At 71.6% G+C, this 15,679-nt stretch carries 12 protein-coding genes and 3 pseudogenes; 3 read left to right on the top strand and 12 right to left on the bottom strand.

The window, feature by feature from the left end:
• Positions 1-96: 96 nt before the first annotated feature.
• The 4 genes and pseudogenes from ACZ5XS_RS33765 to ACZ5XS_RS33750 all read right to left on the bottom strand — a co-directional run.
• Complete coding sequence (locus ACZ5XS_RS33765) at positions 97-1,794, bottom strand: flavin monoamine oxidase family protein (RefSeq protein ID WP_468657798.1); 1,698 nt, start codon at positions 1,792-1,794, stop codon at positions 97-99.
• Between the two features lie 51 nt (positions 1,795-1,845).
• Positions 1,846-2,634 (bottom strand): carbon-nitrogen hydrolase family protein, encoded by a 789-nt coding sequence (locus ACZ5XS_RS33760; RefSeq protein WP_468657796.1) that lies wholly within the window; start codon positions 2,632-2,634, stop codon positions 1,846-1,848.
• Between the two features lie 167 nt (positions 2,635-2,801).
• A complete protein-coding gene (locus tag ACZ5XS_RS33755; protein ID WP_468657794.1) occupies positions 2,802-3,998 on the bottom strand; it encodes an MFS transporter in 1,197 nt (398 codons plus the stop codon).
• A 120-nt stretch (positions 3,999-4,118) separates the two neighbouring features.
• Positions 4,119-4,247: pseudogene (locus ACZ5XS_RS33750) on the bottom strand (HAD-IA family hydrolase); the annotation flags it as partial.
• 3 nt (positions 4,248-4,250) lie between these two features.
• Here ACZ5XS_RS33750 and ACZ5XS_RS33745 point away from each other — a divergent pair.
• Together ACZ5XS_RS33745 and ACZ5XS_RS33740 are read left to right on the top strand one after the other, a co-directional pair.
• A pseudogene (locus tag ACZ5XS_RS33745) lies at positions 4,251-4,926 on the top strand (GntR family transcriptional regulator); the annotation flags it as partial.
• An 11-nt stretch (positions 4,927-4,937) separates the two neighbouring features.
• Positions 4,938-5,384, top strand: coding sequence for an SRPBCC family protein (locus ACZ5XS_RS33740; protein ID WP_468657792.1), 447 nt, complete (start codon positions 4,938-4,940; stop codon positions 5,382-5,384).
• Here ACZ5XS_RS33740 and ACZ5XS_RS33735 read toward each other — a convergent pair whose 3' ends face one another.
• From ACZ5XS_RS33735 to rpe, 7 genes and pseudogenes are all read right to left on the bottom strand, one after another.
• Positions 5,385-5,837 (bottom strand): Lrp/AsnC family transcriptional regulator, encoded by a 453-nt coding sequence (locus ACZ5XS_RS33735; protein ID WP_217239586.1) that lies wholly within the window; start codon positions 5,835-5,837, stop codon positions 5,385-5,387. It abuts the gene before it with no gap.
• Between the two features lie 10 nt (positions 5,838-5,847).
• Positions 5,848-7,318: pseudogene (locus ACZ5XS_RS33730) on the bottom strand (amino acid permease).
• 236 nt (positions 7,319-7,554) lie between these two features.
• Positions 7,555-8,052, bottom strand: a complete 498-nt coding sequence (locus ACZ5XS_RS33725; protein WP_468657789.1) for a GNAT family N-acetyltransferase — start codon at positions 8,050-8,052, stop codon at positions 7,555-7,557.
• Positions 8,053-8,141: 89 nt separating this feature from the next.
• Entirely contained in the window at positions 8,142-9,584 is a 1,443-nt protein-coding gene (locus ACZ5XS_RS33720) for a GuaB1 family IMP dehydrogenase-related protein (RefSeq protein ID WP_468657787.1), read from the bottom strand.
• A gap of 131 nt (positions 9,585-9,715) precedes the next feature.
• The gene (locus ACZ5XS_RS33715; protein ID WP_468657785.1) at positions 9,716-10,045 is read right to left on the bottom strand and encodes a barstar family protein; all 330 of its coding nucleotides are present in this window, start codon (positions 10,043-10,045) and stop codon (positions 9,716-9,718) included.
• A 106-nt stretch (positions 10,046-10,151) separates the two neighbouring features.
• Positions 10,152-11,195, bottom strand: a complete 1,044-nt coding sequence (locus ACZ5XS_RS33710; RefSeq protein ID WP_468657783.1) for a sugar-binding transcriptional regulator — start codon at positions 11,193-11,195, stop codon at positions 10,152-10,154.
• 78 nt (positions 11,196-11,273) lie between these two features.
• Positions 11,274-11,960, bottom strand: a complete 687-nt coding sequence (gene rpe / locus ACZ5XS_RS33705) for a ribulose-phosphate 3-epimerase (protein WP_217239591.1) — start codon at positions 11,958-11,960, stop codon at positions 11,274-11,276.
• Positions 11,961-12,094: 134 nt separating this feature from the next.
• Here rpe and ACZ5XS_RS33700 point away from each other — a divergent pair, with 134 nt between their 5' ends.
• The gene (locus ACZ5XS_RS33700; protein ID WP_468657781.1) at positions 12,095-14,263 is read left to right on the top strand and encodes an MMPL family transporter; all 2,169 of its coding nucleotides are present in this window, start codon (positions 12,095-12,097) and stop codon (positions 14,261-14,263) included.
• On the opposite strand, the gene ACZ5XS_RS33695 is transcribed toward ACZ5XS_RS33700, so the two are convergent.
• Entirely contained in the window at positions 14,244-15,662 is a 1,419-nt protein-coding gene (locus ACZ5XS_RS33695) for an RsmB/NOP family class I SAM-dependent RNA methyltransferase (protein ID WP_468657779.1), read from the bottom strand. The two genes, ACZ5XS_RS33700 and ACZ5XS_RS33695, sit on opposite strands and share 20 nt — an antisense overlap.
• Positions 15,663-15,679 lie beyond the last annotated feature (17 nt).

The raw sequence follows: 15,679 nt of genomic DNA, 5'->3' as shown, positions 1-15,679 counted from the left end.
GTCGCAATCCACACCGAACCCGAAAGGCCCTCACCCGTTCAAGATCCCCCAGCCGAGATCTGACTCACCTGTCCACAACCTCCCGAGACAGAACACCTAGTCCTCCGGGAGTTCCACGGGCGCGATCTCGTCGTACACGTCCCCCGGTCCGGGGTTCGTCGCGTCGGTCGCCCCGCCGAAGTGGTGCATGACGCCCCACACCGCGTTCAGCGCGGTCTGGACGGCGCCCTCGGCCCAGCCGGCCGTCCAGGAGATGTCGTCTCCGGCGAGGAAGACGCCCCGCTTGTCCTCGGGCAGCCGGTCCTGCATGAAGTGGGTGAACAGGCGCCGCTGGTAACGGTAGTGGCCGGGCAGGTTGGCCTTGAACGCGCCCATGAAGTAGGGCTCGTTCTCCCAGGAGACCGTCACCGGGCTGCCGATGACGTGCTTCCTGATGTCGACCTTCGGGTAGATCTCGCCGAGCGACTTCAGCATGACCTCCATCCGCTCGCCCGCGGACAGCGGCAGCCACTTCAGGCTGTCGTCGCACCAGGTGTACGACAGACAGATCACGGCCGGCTTGTCCGGACCGTCGTCGAGCAGATAGGTGCCGCGCGTCATCCGGTCGGTGAGCGTCATCGACATGACGTCCCGGCCCGTCTCCTCGTCCTTGTCCAGCCAGAAGGGCCGGTCGACCGGGACGAACAGCTTGCTCGACTCCATGTAGTGGGTCCGCTCGATCGCCGTCCAGTGGTCGATCGGGAAGAGCGAGTCGTCGCAGGCGATCTTCGACAGCAGCATCCAGGACTGGGCGGTGAAGATCGCCGCCTGGAAGGTGCGGATGTCGCCGCCCGCGTCGGTCACGGTGATCCGGTTGCCCGCGGTGCGGTGCAGCCGGGTCACGGCCGGGCGGGGCTCGCCGCCCTTGTGGAGGCTCGCGAGCGACGTGCCGTACGGCCAGTGGACGATCTTTTCCGGCTCGCGCTCCCACAGGCGCAGCGGCAGCTGCTGGGAGCCGCCGACGATGCCGCGGTGGTGGTCGTCGGCCTCGCTGTAGACGACGCGGAGGATTTCGAGGATGGAGTTGGGGAAGTCCGTGTCCCAGCCTCCCGTCCCGAAGCCGACCTGGCCGAAGATCTCGCGGTGCCGGAAGGACCTGAAGGCCTCGGAGTCGCAGAGGAAGCCGTAGAAGGTCTGGTTGTCGAGCTTCTCGACGAGCTTGGCCCAGATCTCGCGGATGCGCGGCACGTCCCGTTCGCGCATGGCGTGGTTCATGTCGGAGAAGTCGGCACCCTCTTCGAGGCACTTGTTCCAGGCGGCGGCGACGTCCCGGTAGACCTGCGGCAGGTCGTCGGCCCTCTCGGCGTAGTGGGACTCGCCCTTGAGGTCGACGACGGTCGAAGGCGTGGTCTCCGCGAGGGGGTTGGGGAAGGGCCGGGTCTTGAGGCCCACCAGGTCGATGTAGTGCTGCAGCGCCGTGGAGGAGGGCGGGAAGCGCATCGCGCCCATCTCGGCGGTGAGGGAGGGGTCGCAGCCGTCGAAGCCGACGGTCCGCAGCCGGCCGCCGATCCGGTCGGCCTCGTAGACGACGGGCCTCAGGCCCATCTTCATCAGCTCGTACGCCGCCACGATCCCGGACAGGCCGCCGCCGATGACCGCGACCTCGGTGCCGTGCTCGGTCGCGGGTATCTGGCCGAGCCCGGCCGGGTGGGCGAGGAAGTCGTCGTACGCGTAGGGGAAGTCCGGGCCGAACATGGTGATCGGCGGCTGCTGCTCGTCTGCGTGCTCGACGGCGTTGGGCACGGTGGACGTCATGGGGTACGGACTCCTTGCACGAAAAGAATCGGGGGGAAGCTGAGGGGGTTTTCAGACCAGGGACCCGTAGAGGCCGGGGCGGCGGTCCTGCAGATACGGGTTCGCCTCGCGGGACGCGGCGAGGAACGCGGGGTCGACATCGGCGAGGAGAAGTTCCTCACCGCGTCCGGCGCGGGTGCGGGCTACACCGTCGGGCCCGGCGAGGGCGGAGAGTCCGACGAAGTCGAACTCCCCTTCCCGGCCGACCCGGTTGACGTACGCCACGTACATCTGGTTCTCGAAGGCCCGCACCGGCACGACCGACTCGGCGACGAACTGGAACGGGTGCATCTGCGCGGTCGGTACCAGGAGGAGGTCGGTACCGGCGAGGGCGTGGGCGCGGACGTTCTCCGGGAACTCGACGTCGTAGCAGATCATCAGCCCGACCCGCAGGCCGTGGAGCTCGGCCTGTACGACGGTCTCGTCGCCCGGCGTGAAGTGGTCGCGCTCGAAGCAGCCGAAGAGGTGGGTCTTGCGGTAGTTGGCGAGGCGGGTGCCGTCGGCGGAGATCAGCTGGGCGGAGTTGTACACCACGTCCGCGGCCCGCTCGGGATAGCCGTAGGCGATCGCCAGGCCGTGCCGACCGGCGATCTCGGCGATCGCGTCCGCGGCCTCGCCGTCGGCGGGCTCGGCGAGGCGGCCGATGTCGTCGCCGATCGCGTACCCGGTGAGGAACAGCTCCGGCGCGGCCAGGAGCCCGGCGCCCGCGGCGGCGGCCCGGCCCGCGGCCTCGTCGAGGACCTTGAGGTTCCAGGCGCTCGAGCCGGGGCGGCCGGAGCTCTGGAGCAGGGCGGTGCGCATGCGTGTTCCTCACCGGGGGCGAAGGGTTTGGGGGGGCCTTGTAGACGGTACGGTCGGCGGGCTCGGGCGGACAAGAAGGAGCCGTTGCGCGTCGATGCGCTGATCGTTGCGTGCGCAGGCCGTCCGGCGGCGATTCGTTGCGCTCACCCCGCCGGGCACCGGGCGGGCTAGGTCACGGCCCGCCGCGCCCTGGCCGCCAGCACGACCGCCGTCACCAGGTACGGCACGGCGAGCATCGCGAACACGGTGCTGTGCGAAGCCCGCGTGCCGAGCGTCGCGTACACGCCGAACACTGCGACCGTGACCAGTTCGGTGCCCAGGCTCGCGACCGAGGTCAGGGTGGCCCGGCCGGTGCTGTCGATCCGGTGCTGGAGGCGGACGTCCGCGAGCACCTCGGCCAGCTGGAAGCCGCCGAAGGCGAGGGCCACCAGGGCGATGCCGGCCGGCGTCCCGGCCACGGCGCCCGCGGCCAGGGCGAGCGCGCCGCCCGCGAGCAGCACGGCGAGTCCGGTCGTGCCGAGGCGTTCGGCCGCTCCGGCGAGCAGGCTCGCGGCGGTGACGCCCGCCCAGATCAACAGGACCAGGTAGGGCACCGTCTCGTCCGCCACTCCGAGGTCGCGGATCAGCAGCGGTGTGTACTCGTCGAGTGCGCCCCACACCGCGGCGACGGCCGGCACCAGCAGGAGGGCGCCCCGCACGGACCGGTCCCCGCGGGCCTCGGCGAGTCCGGCGCGCAGGGTCGTCGCCCAGCCGCCGTCTCCGGCCGCCGACGGCACCCGGTGCTCGGGGAACCGGGTGGCGGTCGCCGCGGTCAGCAGGCAGGCCAGGACGCTCGCCGCGCCCACGGCGGGATAGCCGCCCAGCGCGAGGACCGGTCCGGCCAGACCCACCGACGCCGTCGTGCCCAGCAGGCGCGCCGCCCGGGCCCGGCCCGTGACGCGCGCGTACCGGCCGGCGGCGCCGAGCCGGTCCAGTTCGTCGTAGACCAGCGCCTCCTGGGCGCCGGAGCCGAGCGCTCCCCCGGCGCCCCACAGGACGAAGCCGAGCGCGAAGGCGCCGTACGACGGGACGGTCACCCACAGCGCGAAGCCGACTGCGGTGAGCAGCGGGCCGATCCACAGCAGTGTGCGTCGGGACACGGCGTCGGCCCAGACGCCGGAGGGGACCTCCAGGAGCACGGACGTGAGCGACCAGAGGGCGAAGAGGGAGGAGATCTGCCACAGGGACAGACCGGTGTCGGCGAACAGCAGCGCGTACACCGGGTACAGCAGGACGAGGTCGTCGAGGAACGCGTAGCCGTACAGCGTGGTCGTGAGCCGCCGCACACCGGTGGTGTCGGGCACACGCGCAGGTGAGAGTGTCATGAGGCCTTCCCGCAGGGACGGATCGGATGCCGGGGGTACGGCGTCCGAGGCGGCCCTCGGGGGGCGCGGCTGCGGGAGGCACTGCTGGGGGATCAATGTCGCCAGGTCATGGAACCGATGTTAGACCGGCTCCGCCTGGCTGCCCAGCGAGAATGTGGTGATCACCGCCGCGTGGTCGGACGGCCAGTCGTTGTCCTCGACGTCCGGCCAGGGCCGGGGGCGGCAGCTGACGTATGTCCGGGAGTCGAGGCCGTCGGCGGTCTGCTGCCCGCCGAGACCGACCTCACGGCGCACTACGGCGTCTCGCGCGGCACCGTCCGCCAGGCCGTCGCGGCGCTCACCGCCGAAGGGCTCATCGGCTCACGCCAGGGCGCCCGCCGCATAGTCCTGGCCGGCCGCCGCAGCCAGAGCTTCGCCGAACTGCGCAGCTTCGCCCAGTGGGCGCGCGCGATGGGCCGCGAGGCGAGTGGCCGGGTGGTCGCGCAGGAGTACCGTCCGGCGACCGCCGAGGACGCCGTCCGCCTTCAACTGCGCGAAAAGACCCCGGTGTTGCACGTCCTGCGGCTGCGCGGCCTGGACGGCGAGCCGGTCCTCCTGGAGCGGACCGTGTACGCCGACTGGATCGCCCCCCGCCGTCGAGCCGATCGAGCCGGACTGCCCCTCGGTCACCCAACGCCTCCTCGACGACACCGGCCTGGTCTTCGCCTACGGTGAGCACGTCATCGACGCGGTGGCGGCAGGCGCCCGGGACGCGGAGCTGCTGGGCATCCGGCGGACGAGTCCGCTGCTGCGCGTCCCCCGGGTGACGACGACCCGCGAAGGGCGCCCGGTGGAGTGGTCCGACGACCGCTACCGCTCGGACGCGGTCAGCTTCAGCGTGCACAACTCGATAGCGAACAACGCGCTCGCCCGTAAGACGGCCGACTGAAGGAGTCCTCCGTGGAGATCGCCGCCCTGCCCCGCGTCGACGAGCACGCCACCGAGGTCGCGGCGGACGCCGACGCCGTCTGGCGGGGCATCGGCGACGTCCTGGACCACTCCGAGCTCGGACCCGGCTACGCGCGCCTCGTGGGCTGCGCGGACCATGCGGCGTCCGGGCCCCGGCCGCTGGCCCTGGGCTCGACGGTGCCCGGCTTCCGGGTGGCCTCCGCGGACCGGGGCCGGGAGCTGGTCCTGATCGGCCGCCACCACTTCGCCACGTACGCCCTGGTCTTCCGCCTCGACGAGGCGGGCCCGGGCCGCACCCGGCTGCGCGCCGAGACCCGGGCCAGGTTCCCCGGCCCGGGCGGCGGCCTCTACCGGCTGCTCGTCGTCCGCACGGGCGGGCACGCCGTTCTCACCCGGCGCCTGCTCTCGGCGATCGGCAGCCGGGCGGAACAGGGCTGATCAGGTGGGCGACCCGGAGGAGAACCGGCGCAGCAGCGGGGACAGCACCAGCACGGACTTCGTGCGCTCCACGAACGGCTCCCCCGCGATCCGCTCCAGGACCCGCTCGAAGTGCCGCATGTCCGCGGCGAAGACCTGCACGACCGCGTCCGCGTCACCGGTGACGGTCGAGGCGGCCACGACCTCCTGGTAGCGCTCCAGGCCCCGCCGGATGGTGTCCGGCGAGGTGTTGTGCCGGCAGTAGATCTCGACGAACCCCTCCGTCTCCCAGCCGAGGGCGGCCGGGTCCACCCGTACGGTGAAGCCGGTGATGGCTCCGGTGGCGCGCAGCCGGTCCACCCGCCGTTTCACGGCGGGCGCGGACAGGCCGACCAGCTGCCCGATGTCCGCGTAGGAGCGGCGGGCGTCCTCGGCGAGGGCGTGCACGATGCGTTCGTCGAGATCGTTCAGCACTGCGGGTGGTTCACTTCGCTTCAAGTGGGGCAAGACGGGAGCGGCGATGGCCGTACCCGAAGTAGAACACGAGCCCCACGGCCATCCAGACTCCGAAGACCGCCCAGGTGATCGCCGAGAGGCTGCCCATCATCCAGACGCAGAAGCCGAGGCCCAGGGCGGGCAGGACCGGCGACAGCGGCACCCGGAAGGTGCGGGGCATGTCGGGACGGGTCCGGCGCAGCACGACGACGGCGATGTTGACCAGCCCGAAGGCGAACAGGGTGCCGATGCTGGTGGCGTCGGCCAGTTGGCCCAGCGGTACGGCCGCGGCCAGCACACCGCAGAACAGGGACACGATCACCGTGTTGGCGCGGGGCGCCCCGGTCTTGGGGTGGACGCGGCCGAACACCTTGGGCATCAGCCCGTCCCGGGACATCGCGAAGAGGATGCGGGTCTGGCCGTACAGGACGGTCAAGACGACGCTCGCGATGGCGATGACCGCGCAGAACGCGAGCAGGGTGCCCCAGAAGGTCTGTCCGGTGACCTCGCGCATGATCTGGGCGAGCGCGGCCTCGGAGTCGGTGAACCGCTGCCAGGGCTTCGCACCGACGGCGACGGCCGCGACGAGGACGTACAGCGCGGTCACGATGACGAGCGAGAGCATGATCGCGCGGGGCAGGTCGCGTTGCGCGTTCTTCGCCTCCTCGCCGGCGGTGGAGGCGGCGTCGAAGCCGATGTACGAGAAGAACAGCGTCGCCCCGGCCGCGCTGACCCCGGCCATGCCGAGCGGCATGAAGTTCTCGTAGTTGCCGGAGCGGAAGCCCTGGACGCCGATCGCGCAGAACAGCACCAGCGCGGCGATCTTCACGACGACCATGACGGTGTTGGCGCGGGCGGACTCGCGGGCGCCGCCGAGCAGGAACGCCATGGCGAGCAGGACGACGATCAGCGCCGGCAGGTTGAAGACGCCGCCGTCGCCGGGCGGGGCGGACAGCGTCGCCGGGATGGTGACGCCGAGGGTCCCGTCGAGCAGTTCGTTCAGGTACTCGCCCCAGCCGACCGCGACGGCGGGCGACCGAGACGCCTTACTCCAGGACCAGGCACCAGCCGCAGATCCAGGCGACGAGTTCGCCCATGGTGGCGTACGCGTACGAGTACGAGGATCCGGCGACCGGGATGGTGCCGGCCAGTTCGGCGTAGGACAGGGCCGAGAAGAGCGCGGTGAGGCCGGCGATCACGAAGGCCAGGGTGACGGCCGGACCGGCCTTGGGGACGGCCTCGCCGAGGACGACGAAGATGCCGGTGCCGAGGGTGGCGCCGATGCTGATCATGGTCAGCTGCCACAGCCCGAGGGTGCGGCGCAGGCTGCCGCCCTCGCCCTGGCCGCCCTCCGCGACCAGGCGCTCCACCGGCTTGCGACGCATGAGGCGCGCACCGAGGCCCGGGGACGGGGGCCCGTTCTGACTGCGCTGGTTCGGGGGTGCGCCTTGGTCGAGCACGCGCTGACTCCTTCGTCGCTGCCGCTGAGGGCGGCGGGGACCGACGGCACCCCTGCACGAGCAGGAACCCACCGAGCGGGGTCCCCGCCACGCCACGTACAGCGCATGACCCTATGAGCCGGGGCATCACGGTCGTAATGCGGCAACCTTGCGCGTCTCCGCAAGATCGTTGCGTTCATGGCGGATGCGCGGGCGTTCGTTGCGCGGGGAGTTCCGACCGTTGCGCAGGGCCCTGATCAGCACCCTTGCGGCAGCTCTTTGACGAGGAAGGTGCACTGCTCGGAGCATTCCCGGGTCGTGCCCTCGTGGTCCTCGTAGGCGTACCGGTCGACGTAGTCGACGAGGGGGCGGTAGCCGAGCCGGGCGTAGAGGGCGGCCGCGCGCGAATTGTCCCTTCCGACGCCGATGCCGACCCTCGTCAGGCGCCGCTCGCGGGCCAGGTCCTCGGCGGCGCGGATCAGCGCCCTGCCGATGCCGCGCGAGCGGAGTTCCGCCGGCCACACACTCAGCCCGCCGATCTCGGGACAGTCCACCGTGACGTCGGGCGCCGCGCAGCCGAGCCAGCGCATCTCCGTGTGCCCCACGGGCCGCCCGTCCAGCCAGGCGACGAGGTATGTGCACTCCCCCGTCTCCTGCCGCGCGAAGCGTCGGGCATGGAACGAGGTGACGCCGGGCGAGCCCATGTACCGGTCGAGCAGCGCCACGTCGGCGGGCGCGCAGACGGTGATCTCCATTCACCCGACGCTAGCGGCCGGCTGCCCGGACGGCCCCCCGTTTTTCCCCGGCGAGCGGGGACAACGGGGGCCGTACCGAAGGGAGTTGCTCAGACCCAGCTGGCGTGCAGCGGCTTGCCCTCCGCGTAGCCGGCCGCGCTCTGGATGCCGACGACGGCCTTCTCGGCGAACTCCTCCAGGGAGCCGGCCCCTGCGTACGTGCAGGAGGAACGGACGCCCGCGATGATCGAGTCGATCAGGTCCTCGACGCCGGGGCGGTCCGGGTCGAGGAACATGCGGGAGGTGGAGATGCCCTCCTCGAACAGCGCCTTGCGGGCGCGGTCGTACGCCGACTCCTCCGACGTACGGTTGGCCACCGCACGCGCGGAGGCCATGCCGAAGGACTCCTTGTACAGGCGTCCGTTGGCGTCCTGCTGGAGGTCGCCCGGGGACTCGTAGGTTCCGGCGAACCAGGATCCGATCATCACGTTGGACGCGCCGGCCGCGAGCGCCATGGCCACGTCGCGAGGGTGACGGACTCCGCCGTCGGCCCACACGTGCTTGCCGTACTTCTTCGCCTCGGCGGCGCACTCCATGACCGCGGAGAACTGGGGGCGGCCCACGCCGGTCATCATGCGGGTGGTGCACATGGCGCCGGGGCCCACACCGACCTTGACGATGTCCGCGCCGGCTTCGATCAGGTCCCTGACTCCCTGCGCGGCGACGATGTTGCCCGCCACGATCGGCACGTGCGGGTCGAGGCCGCGCACCAGCCTGACCGTGCTGATCATCGACTCCTGGTGGCCGTGTGCCGTGTCGATGACGAGGGTGTCGACGCCCGCGTCCAGCAGTTGCTTGGCCTTGGCCGGTGCCTCGCCGTTGATGCCGACGGCGGCGGCGATGCGCAGCCTGCCGTTCGCGTCCACGGCCGGCGTGTAGAGCGTGGCGCGCAGGGCGCCCTTGCGGGTGAGGATGCCGGCGAGGCGGCCGTCCTTGTCGACGGCGGGGGCGTAGCGGCGGTTGGCGTGGTCCAGCCGGTTGAAGGCCTCGCGCGGGTCGATGTCCGCGTCGAGCAGCAACAGGTCCTTGGACATGACCACTTCGAGCTGGGTGAAGCGGTCCACACCGGTCAGGTCCCGGTCGGTGACGACACCGATGGGCCGCTGCTCCTCGTCGACGACGACACCGGCGTTGTGCGCGCGCTTGGGCAGCAGGGACAGCGCGTCGGCGGCGGTCTGGTGCGGGGCCAGCACGATCGGGGTGTCCAGGACGTGGTGACGGCTCTTCACCCAGGAGACGACCTCGGTGACGACCTCGATCGGGATGTCCTGCGGGATGACGACCAGTCCACCGCGCCGGGCCATCGTCTCGGCCATGCGGCGCCCGGCAATGGCGGTCATGTTGGCGACGACCAGCGGGATGGTGGTGCCCGTGCCGTCCGGGGAGCTGAGGTCCACGCCCTGCCGCGAGCCGACCGCGCTGCGGCTCGGGACCATGAACACGTCGTCGTACGTCAGGTCGTACGGGGGCTGGAGGTCATTGAGGAAACGCACGTGCTGCACATCCCAGTCGATCAGAGGTGGCCCCCGGACAGGTCAGCCAGGGGGAAGAGCACGTACTTCATTGTCCCATGGCGGCCGGCACGCGAGGCACGGGCGAAACATCCAGGCAGGTCAGAGGGACCTTAGGAGGAACCTCCAAGGTCCAGCGCCACGGAGAGCGCCGGCGTCCGGTCGGCCGCCTCGGCGAACACCTCCCGGGCGGTCTCCCACTCGTCCGGCCGCGCCTTCGCGTACGGCTGCCAGTTCCGTACGACGATCAGGAGCCCCCGCTCGACGGCGCCCTCGGGCCACACGGTGTGATCGCCGAGGGAGTCGGCCAGCGCGTCCCAGTTGCGGCCGAACCAGTCGGGCAGCTCCAGGGCCCGGGCGCAGCGGTCCATCAGCCCCGCCTTGTCGGTGACCTCGTCGAGGTCCAGCGTGACCACGCGCCGGCCCGCCAGATCGTCGGTCATCTCGGCGCCTCCCGAGGAGTGGGGGTGATCGTCGGTGCAGTGGACCACAAAGGGGGGCGGCCATGGCGGCGTACCGCCACGACCACCCCTCCTTGCGGACGGTTCGTCAGATCCCGTCGGGGTCGGACCGGTTGAGCGCCGGCTTCGGCGGGGGCCCCGCCGTCATCAGGTAGTCCGCGGCCGACGTGTCCGTCACCAGGCTGGTGACGAGCCCCGACCGCAGCACCGCGTCGATCGCGGCCGCCTTGCGCTGCCCGCCCGCGATCGCGACGACCTCGGGGATACGGCGGAGCTGGTCGGCCTTGACGGTGATGCACCGCTCGCCCAGATCCCGCCCGACCCGGCGGCCGTCGGAGTCGAAGAGGTGCGCGGACATCTCGGCGGCGACACCGAGCGAGGCGTAGTGCGACACCTCCTCGTCGCTGAGCATGTCGTGCACGGTCGAGATGCCCGGCTCCCACGAGCCGATGGAGACGCAGGCGACCGTGACCTTGTCGAAGTACTCGAAGGCCCGGGCGATCCCCGTCTGGTTGCGCAGCGCGATCGCCGTGGCGGCGTCCGGCAGCAGCATCGGCGCGTAGATGGGATGGGCGTCGCCGCCCGACACCTGCGCGGCACGCCGTACCGCCTCCACCGAGCCGCGCTCGGCGGTCCCGGCGTCGTACACACCCGTCAACTGCACCACCGTGCACGGTGGCAGCCGGTCCAGTGCCGCCGCCATGTGGATGGTGGAGCGGCCCCAGGCCAGGCCCAGCACATCACCTTCGTTCAGGAGCTCGCCGAGCAGGTCGGCGGCCACCTCTCCCAGGTTCTCGGGGTCGGGCGTCTCCTCGGCCTCGGCCGGGGACTCGACCACCACTGCGTGCCTGAGGCCGTAGCGGGCGCGGAGCGCGTCCGAGCGCTCCGCGTCCAGCTCGGCCGGGACGCGGATCTCGATTCGTACGAGATCCCGTTCGAGAGCGGTTTCCAGGACCCGGGCCACCTTGAAGCGGCTGACGCCGAACTCCTCCGCGATCTGGATCTTGGACTTGCCCTCGAGGTAGAAGCGGCGGGCCATGGCCGCCGCCTGCACCAGCTCAGCGGGTCCCATCCGCATGGCTGACCGGCCCGCCGACATACCCGACACGGCGATCTCCTCACTGCTGTTCACACTCTGGATTCGCCGTTCATCCTTGCAGATGTGGCGCACTTGATCAGCCCTGATGAGAGCCGTTCACGTTCCCGTGGTTCAGTGGCCGCATGCCCAGGAGGCCTTGGCCGTCGCCCCCTCCGCCTGCGTGCGCAATGCACGTACCGCCTCGGCCGGGTCGGATGCGCCGTAGACCGCCGAGCCGGCGACGAACACGTCGGCTCCCGCGTCCGCGCAGCGCTCGATGGTGGAGGCCGAGACTCCGCCGTCGACCTGGAGCCACAGCTCCAGGCCGTGCTTGCTGATCAACTCGCGGGTGCGGCGAATCTTGGGGAGCATGATGTCGAGAAAGGCCTGACCCCCGAAGCCCGGCTCGACCGTCATGATCAGCAACATGTCGAGTTCGGGAAGCAGGTCCTCGTACGGCTCGATGGGCGTCGCGGGCCTCAGCGCCATGGAGGCGCGGGCGCCCTTGGCCCGGATCTCCCGGGCGAGCCGGACCGGAGCGGCGGCCGCCTCGACGTGGAAGGTGACGGACGAGGCCCCCGCCTCCACGTACTGGGGCGCCCACCGATCGGGGGCCTCGATCATCAGATGGCAGTCCAGCGGGGTGTCCGTCGCACGGGCCAGCGACTCTACGACCGGCACGCCGAGGGTGAGGTTCGGGACGAAATGGTTGTCCATCACGTCTACGTGGAGCCAGTCGGCTCCCTCAACCGCCTTCGCCTCGTCCGCGAGGCGGGCGAAGTCGGCGGACAGGATGCTGGGATTGATCTGCGCGGCCATGCCCCAAGACTGCCATGTCCGGGCACGAATGTTCGCGCCGGTCCAGACCTGAGCCGTCCACCGGATGTTGCACCGGGGCTGCCCGTGCCATGCTGGGCGGCCGATCGGCTCCACGAGCGGCTGTGGGGGTGGCCATGACGGGGATCCAGGGGAACGGACAGGGGCAGCGGGGCATCGCACATCTGGTGTGCGGGCGGCGTGCCAAGTGGCTGGTGCTGGTGCTGTGGCTGGTGGTGCTGTTCCTGACGGCACCGTTCGCCTCGAAGCTCACCGACGCCCAGGACAACGACGCGGCCTCCTGGCTGCCCGGCTCCGCCGAGTCGACCCAGGTCCTGGAGATCTCCGAGGACTTCAGGCCCGAGCAGATCCCCGCGATCGTGGTGTACGCCCGCGAGGACGGCCTGACCGCCCAGGAACGGGCGCAGATCACCGAGGACACGGCCGAACTCAAGCAGTTGACGGCTCACGGCATCCGCGGTGACGAGACCCGGGGCCCGGTCTACGACCGGCAGACCGACCCGCGCGCCGCCCAGGTCCTGGTGCCGATCACCATGGACGAGAAGGGCTGGGAGGAGATCGCACCCGCCGTCGACTCCATCCGCGAGATCGTCGGTGAGGGCGGCGACGGGCTCGCCGTGCACATCACCGGCCCGGGCGGCACGTCCGCCGACTTCTCCGAGGCCTTCGAGGGCATCGACTCCACGCTGCTGATCTCGGCGATGGCCGTGGTCATCGTGATGCTGCTGCTCACCTACCGCAGCCCGACCCTCATCCTGGTCCCGCTGGTCGCGGTGATCGCCGCGCTGCTCACCGCCCAGGCGCTGATCTACTTCCTGGCGGAACACGGGGGCCTGACGGTCAACGGCCAGAGCGCGGGCATCCTGACCGTGCTCGTGTTCGGCGCGGGGACGGACTATGCCCTGCTGCTGGTCGCCCGCTACCGCGAGGAACTGCGCCGCCACGAGGACCGCCACGAGGCGATGGCACTCGCCCTGCACCGCGCGGGCCCGGCGGTCCTCGCCTCCGGCGCGACCGTCGTGCTGAGCATGCTGGTGCTGCTGGCCGCCGAGATGAACTCCACCAGGGGTCTCGGGCCGGTGGCGGCGATCGGCGTCGCGGTCGCCCTGCTGGCGATGATGACGCTGTTCCCGGCGCTGCTGGTGATCTTCGGCCGCTGGATCTTCTGGCCGGTGATTCCGCACCTCGGCACGCCCAACCCGGCCGACCGGGGCTTCTGGGCCCGGATGGGCGGCCGTATGGCCGTGCGCCCCCGCATGGTCTGGGGCGTCACCGCGGTGGTGCTGGCGATCTGCTCGCTCGGCCTGATCCAGCTGCGCGCCGAGGGCATCAGCAACGCGGACGCCTTCACCGGGAAACCGGACTCGATCGTCGGCCAGGAGGTCTCGGCACGCTACTTCCCGGCCGGAAGCGGTGATCCGCTGGTCGTCGTCAGCAACCAGGCGCAGGCGCGGCAGGTCGGCGAGACGGTCGCCGCCACCCGGGGCGTCGTCCCCGAGTCGCTCGGTCTGCCACCGGGCACCAAGCCGTCCTTCGAGGGCAAGGTGCTGTTCGAGGCCACCATGACCGATCCGGCCGACAGCGAGGCCGCGAAACAGACCGTGGAACGGGTGCGCGACGCCGTGCACGCGGTGCCGGACGCCGACGCCCAGGTGGGCGGCGGTACGGCAGCGCTGCTGGACATGGACGAGGCGACCACGCACGACAACAGACTGATCATCCCGCTGGTGCTGGTCGTCGTGCTGCTGATCCTGTGCGTCCTGCTGCGCGCGCTGATCGCCCCGCTGCTGCTGATCGGGACGGTGATCCTGTCGTTCACGGCGGCCCTCGGCATCAGCGCGCTCGCGTTCCGCCACGTCTTCGACTACGCGGGCGAGTCGACGGACTTCCCGCTGTTCGTGTTCGTCTTCCTGGTCGCCCTGGGCATCGACTACAACATCTTCCTGACCACCCGCATCCGTGAGGAGGCCGCCCATCAGGGCACCCGCAAGGGCACGCTGACCGGCCTGGCCGCGACCGGGGCCGTCATCACCTCGGCGGGCCTGGTCCTCGCGGGCACCTTCGCCGCCCTGGCCACCCTGCCGATGGTCGCCTTCGCCGAACTCGGCTTCGCGGTGGCCCTGGGCGTGCTCCTCGACACGTTCATCGTGCGGTCGGTGCTGGTGACGTCCCTGTTCCTGGACGTGGGCCCGAAGGTGTGGTGGCCGCACCGGCTGGCCCGGGAGGACGGCGGGTCCCCCGACGCCCGGGCGGTGGGGGCCGGAGTCAGCCGGTCCGTCGAATGAGCGCCAGGTACATGGCGTCGGTTTCGTGGCGATGCGGCCACAGCTGTACGTCGGGACCCTCGCCGAGGTCCGGCACTCCGGGCAACAGGGGCCGGGCGTCGACGAGTTCGGCCTCGGGGTGTTGCTTGAGCACGTCGTCGACGACGGCCCGGGTCTCCGCGAGATGCGGCGAGCAGGTGGCGTAGCCGACGATCCCGCCGACCCGCACGGAGTCGAGCGCGGAGTGCAGCAGGTCGCGCTGCAGCGGCGCGAACCCCTCGAGGTCCTCGGGGCGCCTGCGCCAGCGGGCCTCGGGCCGCCGCCGCAGCGCGCCGAGCCCGGTGCACGGCACGTCCATCAGCACCCGGTCGAAGGAGCCGGGCCGCCACGGCGGCCGGGTCCCGTCGGCGGCGATGACCTGGTAGGGCCCGGGGTTGCCGTCGAGGGTCCTGGCGACGAGCCCGGCCCGGTGCGGCTGCACCTCGGAGGCGAGCAGGAAAGCCCCGCGCTCGGCGGCGAGAGCGGCGAGCAGCGCCGCCTTGCCACCGGGCCCGGCGCATCCGTCGAGCCACTTCTCGTCCCGCCCTTCGAGGGGCGCGTGGGCGAGGGCCAGGGCGACGAGCTGGCTGCCCTCGTCCTGCACACCGGCCCGGCCGTCCCGTACGGCCTCGATGGCACCGGGCTCGCCGCCCTCGGCCAGCCGCACGGCGTACGGCGACCAGCGGCCCGCCACCGCGGCCTCCTCCCGAAGCAGCTCGTCGGTGGTGGACCGGCCCGGCCGCGCCACCAGGGTCACCTCGGGCCGCTCGTTGTCGGCCGCCAGCAGTTCCTCGATGCCGGCCCGCCCGCCGCCGAGCGAGTCCCACAGCGCGGAGACGACCCAGCGGGGGTGCGAGTGCACGACGCCGAGATGGTCCTCGGGGTCCTTGTCGTAGGGCGGCGCGACCTTCGCGACCCACCCGTCGAGGTCGTCCTGCGCGACCTTGCGCAGCACGGCGTTGACGAACTTCGCCCGCCCGTCGCCGAGCACCACCCGGGCGAGCTCGACGGACGAGGACACGGCGGCGTGCGTCGGGATCCGCGTCCCGAGCAGCTGGTGCACGCCGAGACTGAGCACGTCGAGCACCGGCGGGTCGACCTCGCGCAACGGCCGGTCGATACAGGCTTTGATGACGGCGTCGTACGTTCCCTGCCGGCGCAGCGTGCCGTACACCAGCTCGGTCGCCAGCGCCGCGTCCCGCCCGTCGAAGTCGCCCTTCGCCCGCGCCTTCCGCAGCAGCGGCGGCAGGACGAGGTTGGCGTACGCGTCCCGCTCGTCCACGGCTCGCAGCGCCTCGAAGGCGAGGAAGCGGACGGGGTCCTTCTGCGGCCGGCGGTAGGGCTTGCCGGCGGGGCGGGGCCGACGGGGCTGGTCACTCACGAAAAAGGTGCTCCGGG

Source organism: Streptomyces sp. NPDC033131 (assembly GCF_055578365.1).
Note: the sequence above shows the minus strand (reverse complement) of the source record. Positions and strands in the feature narration are given on the sequence as shown.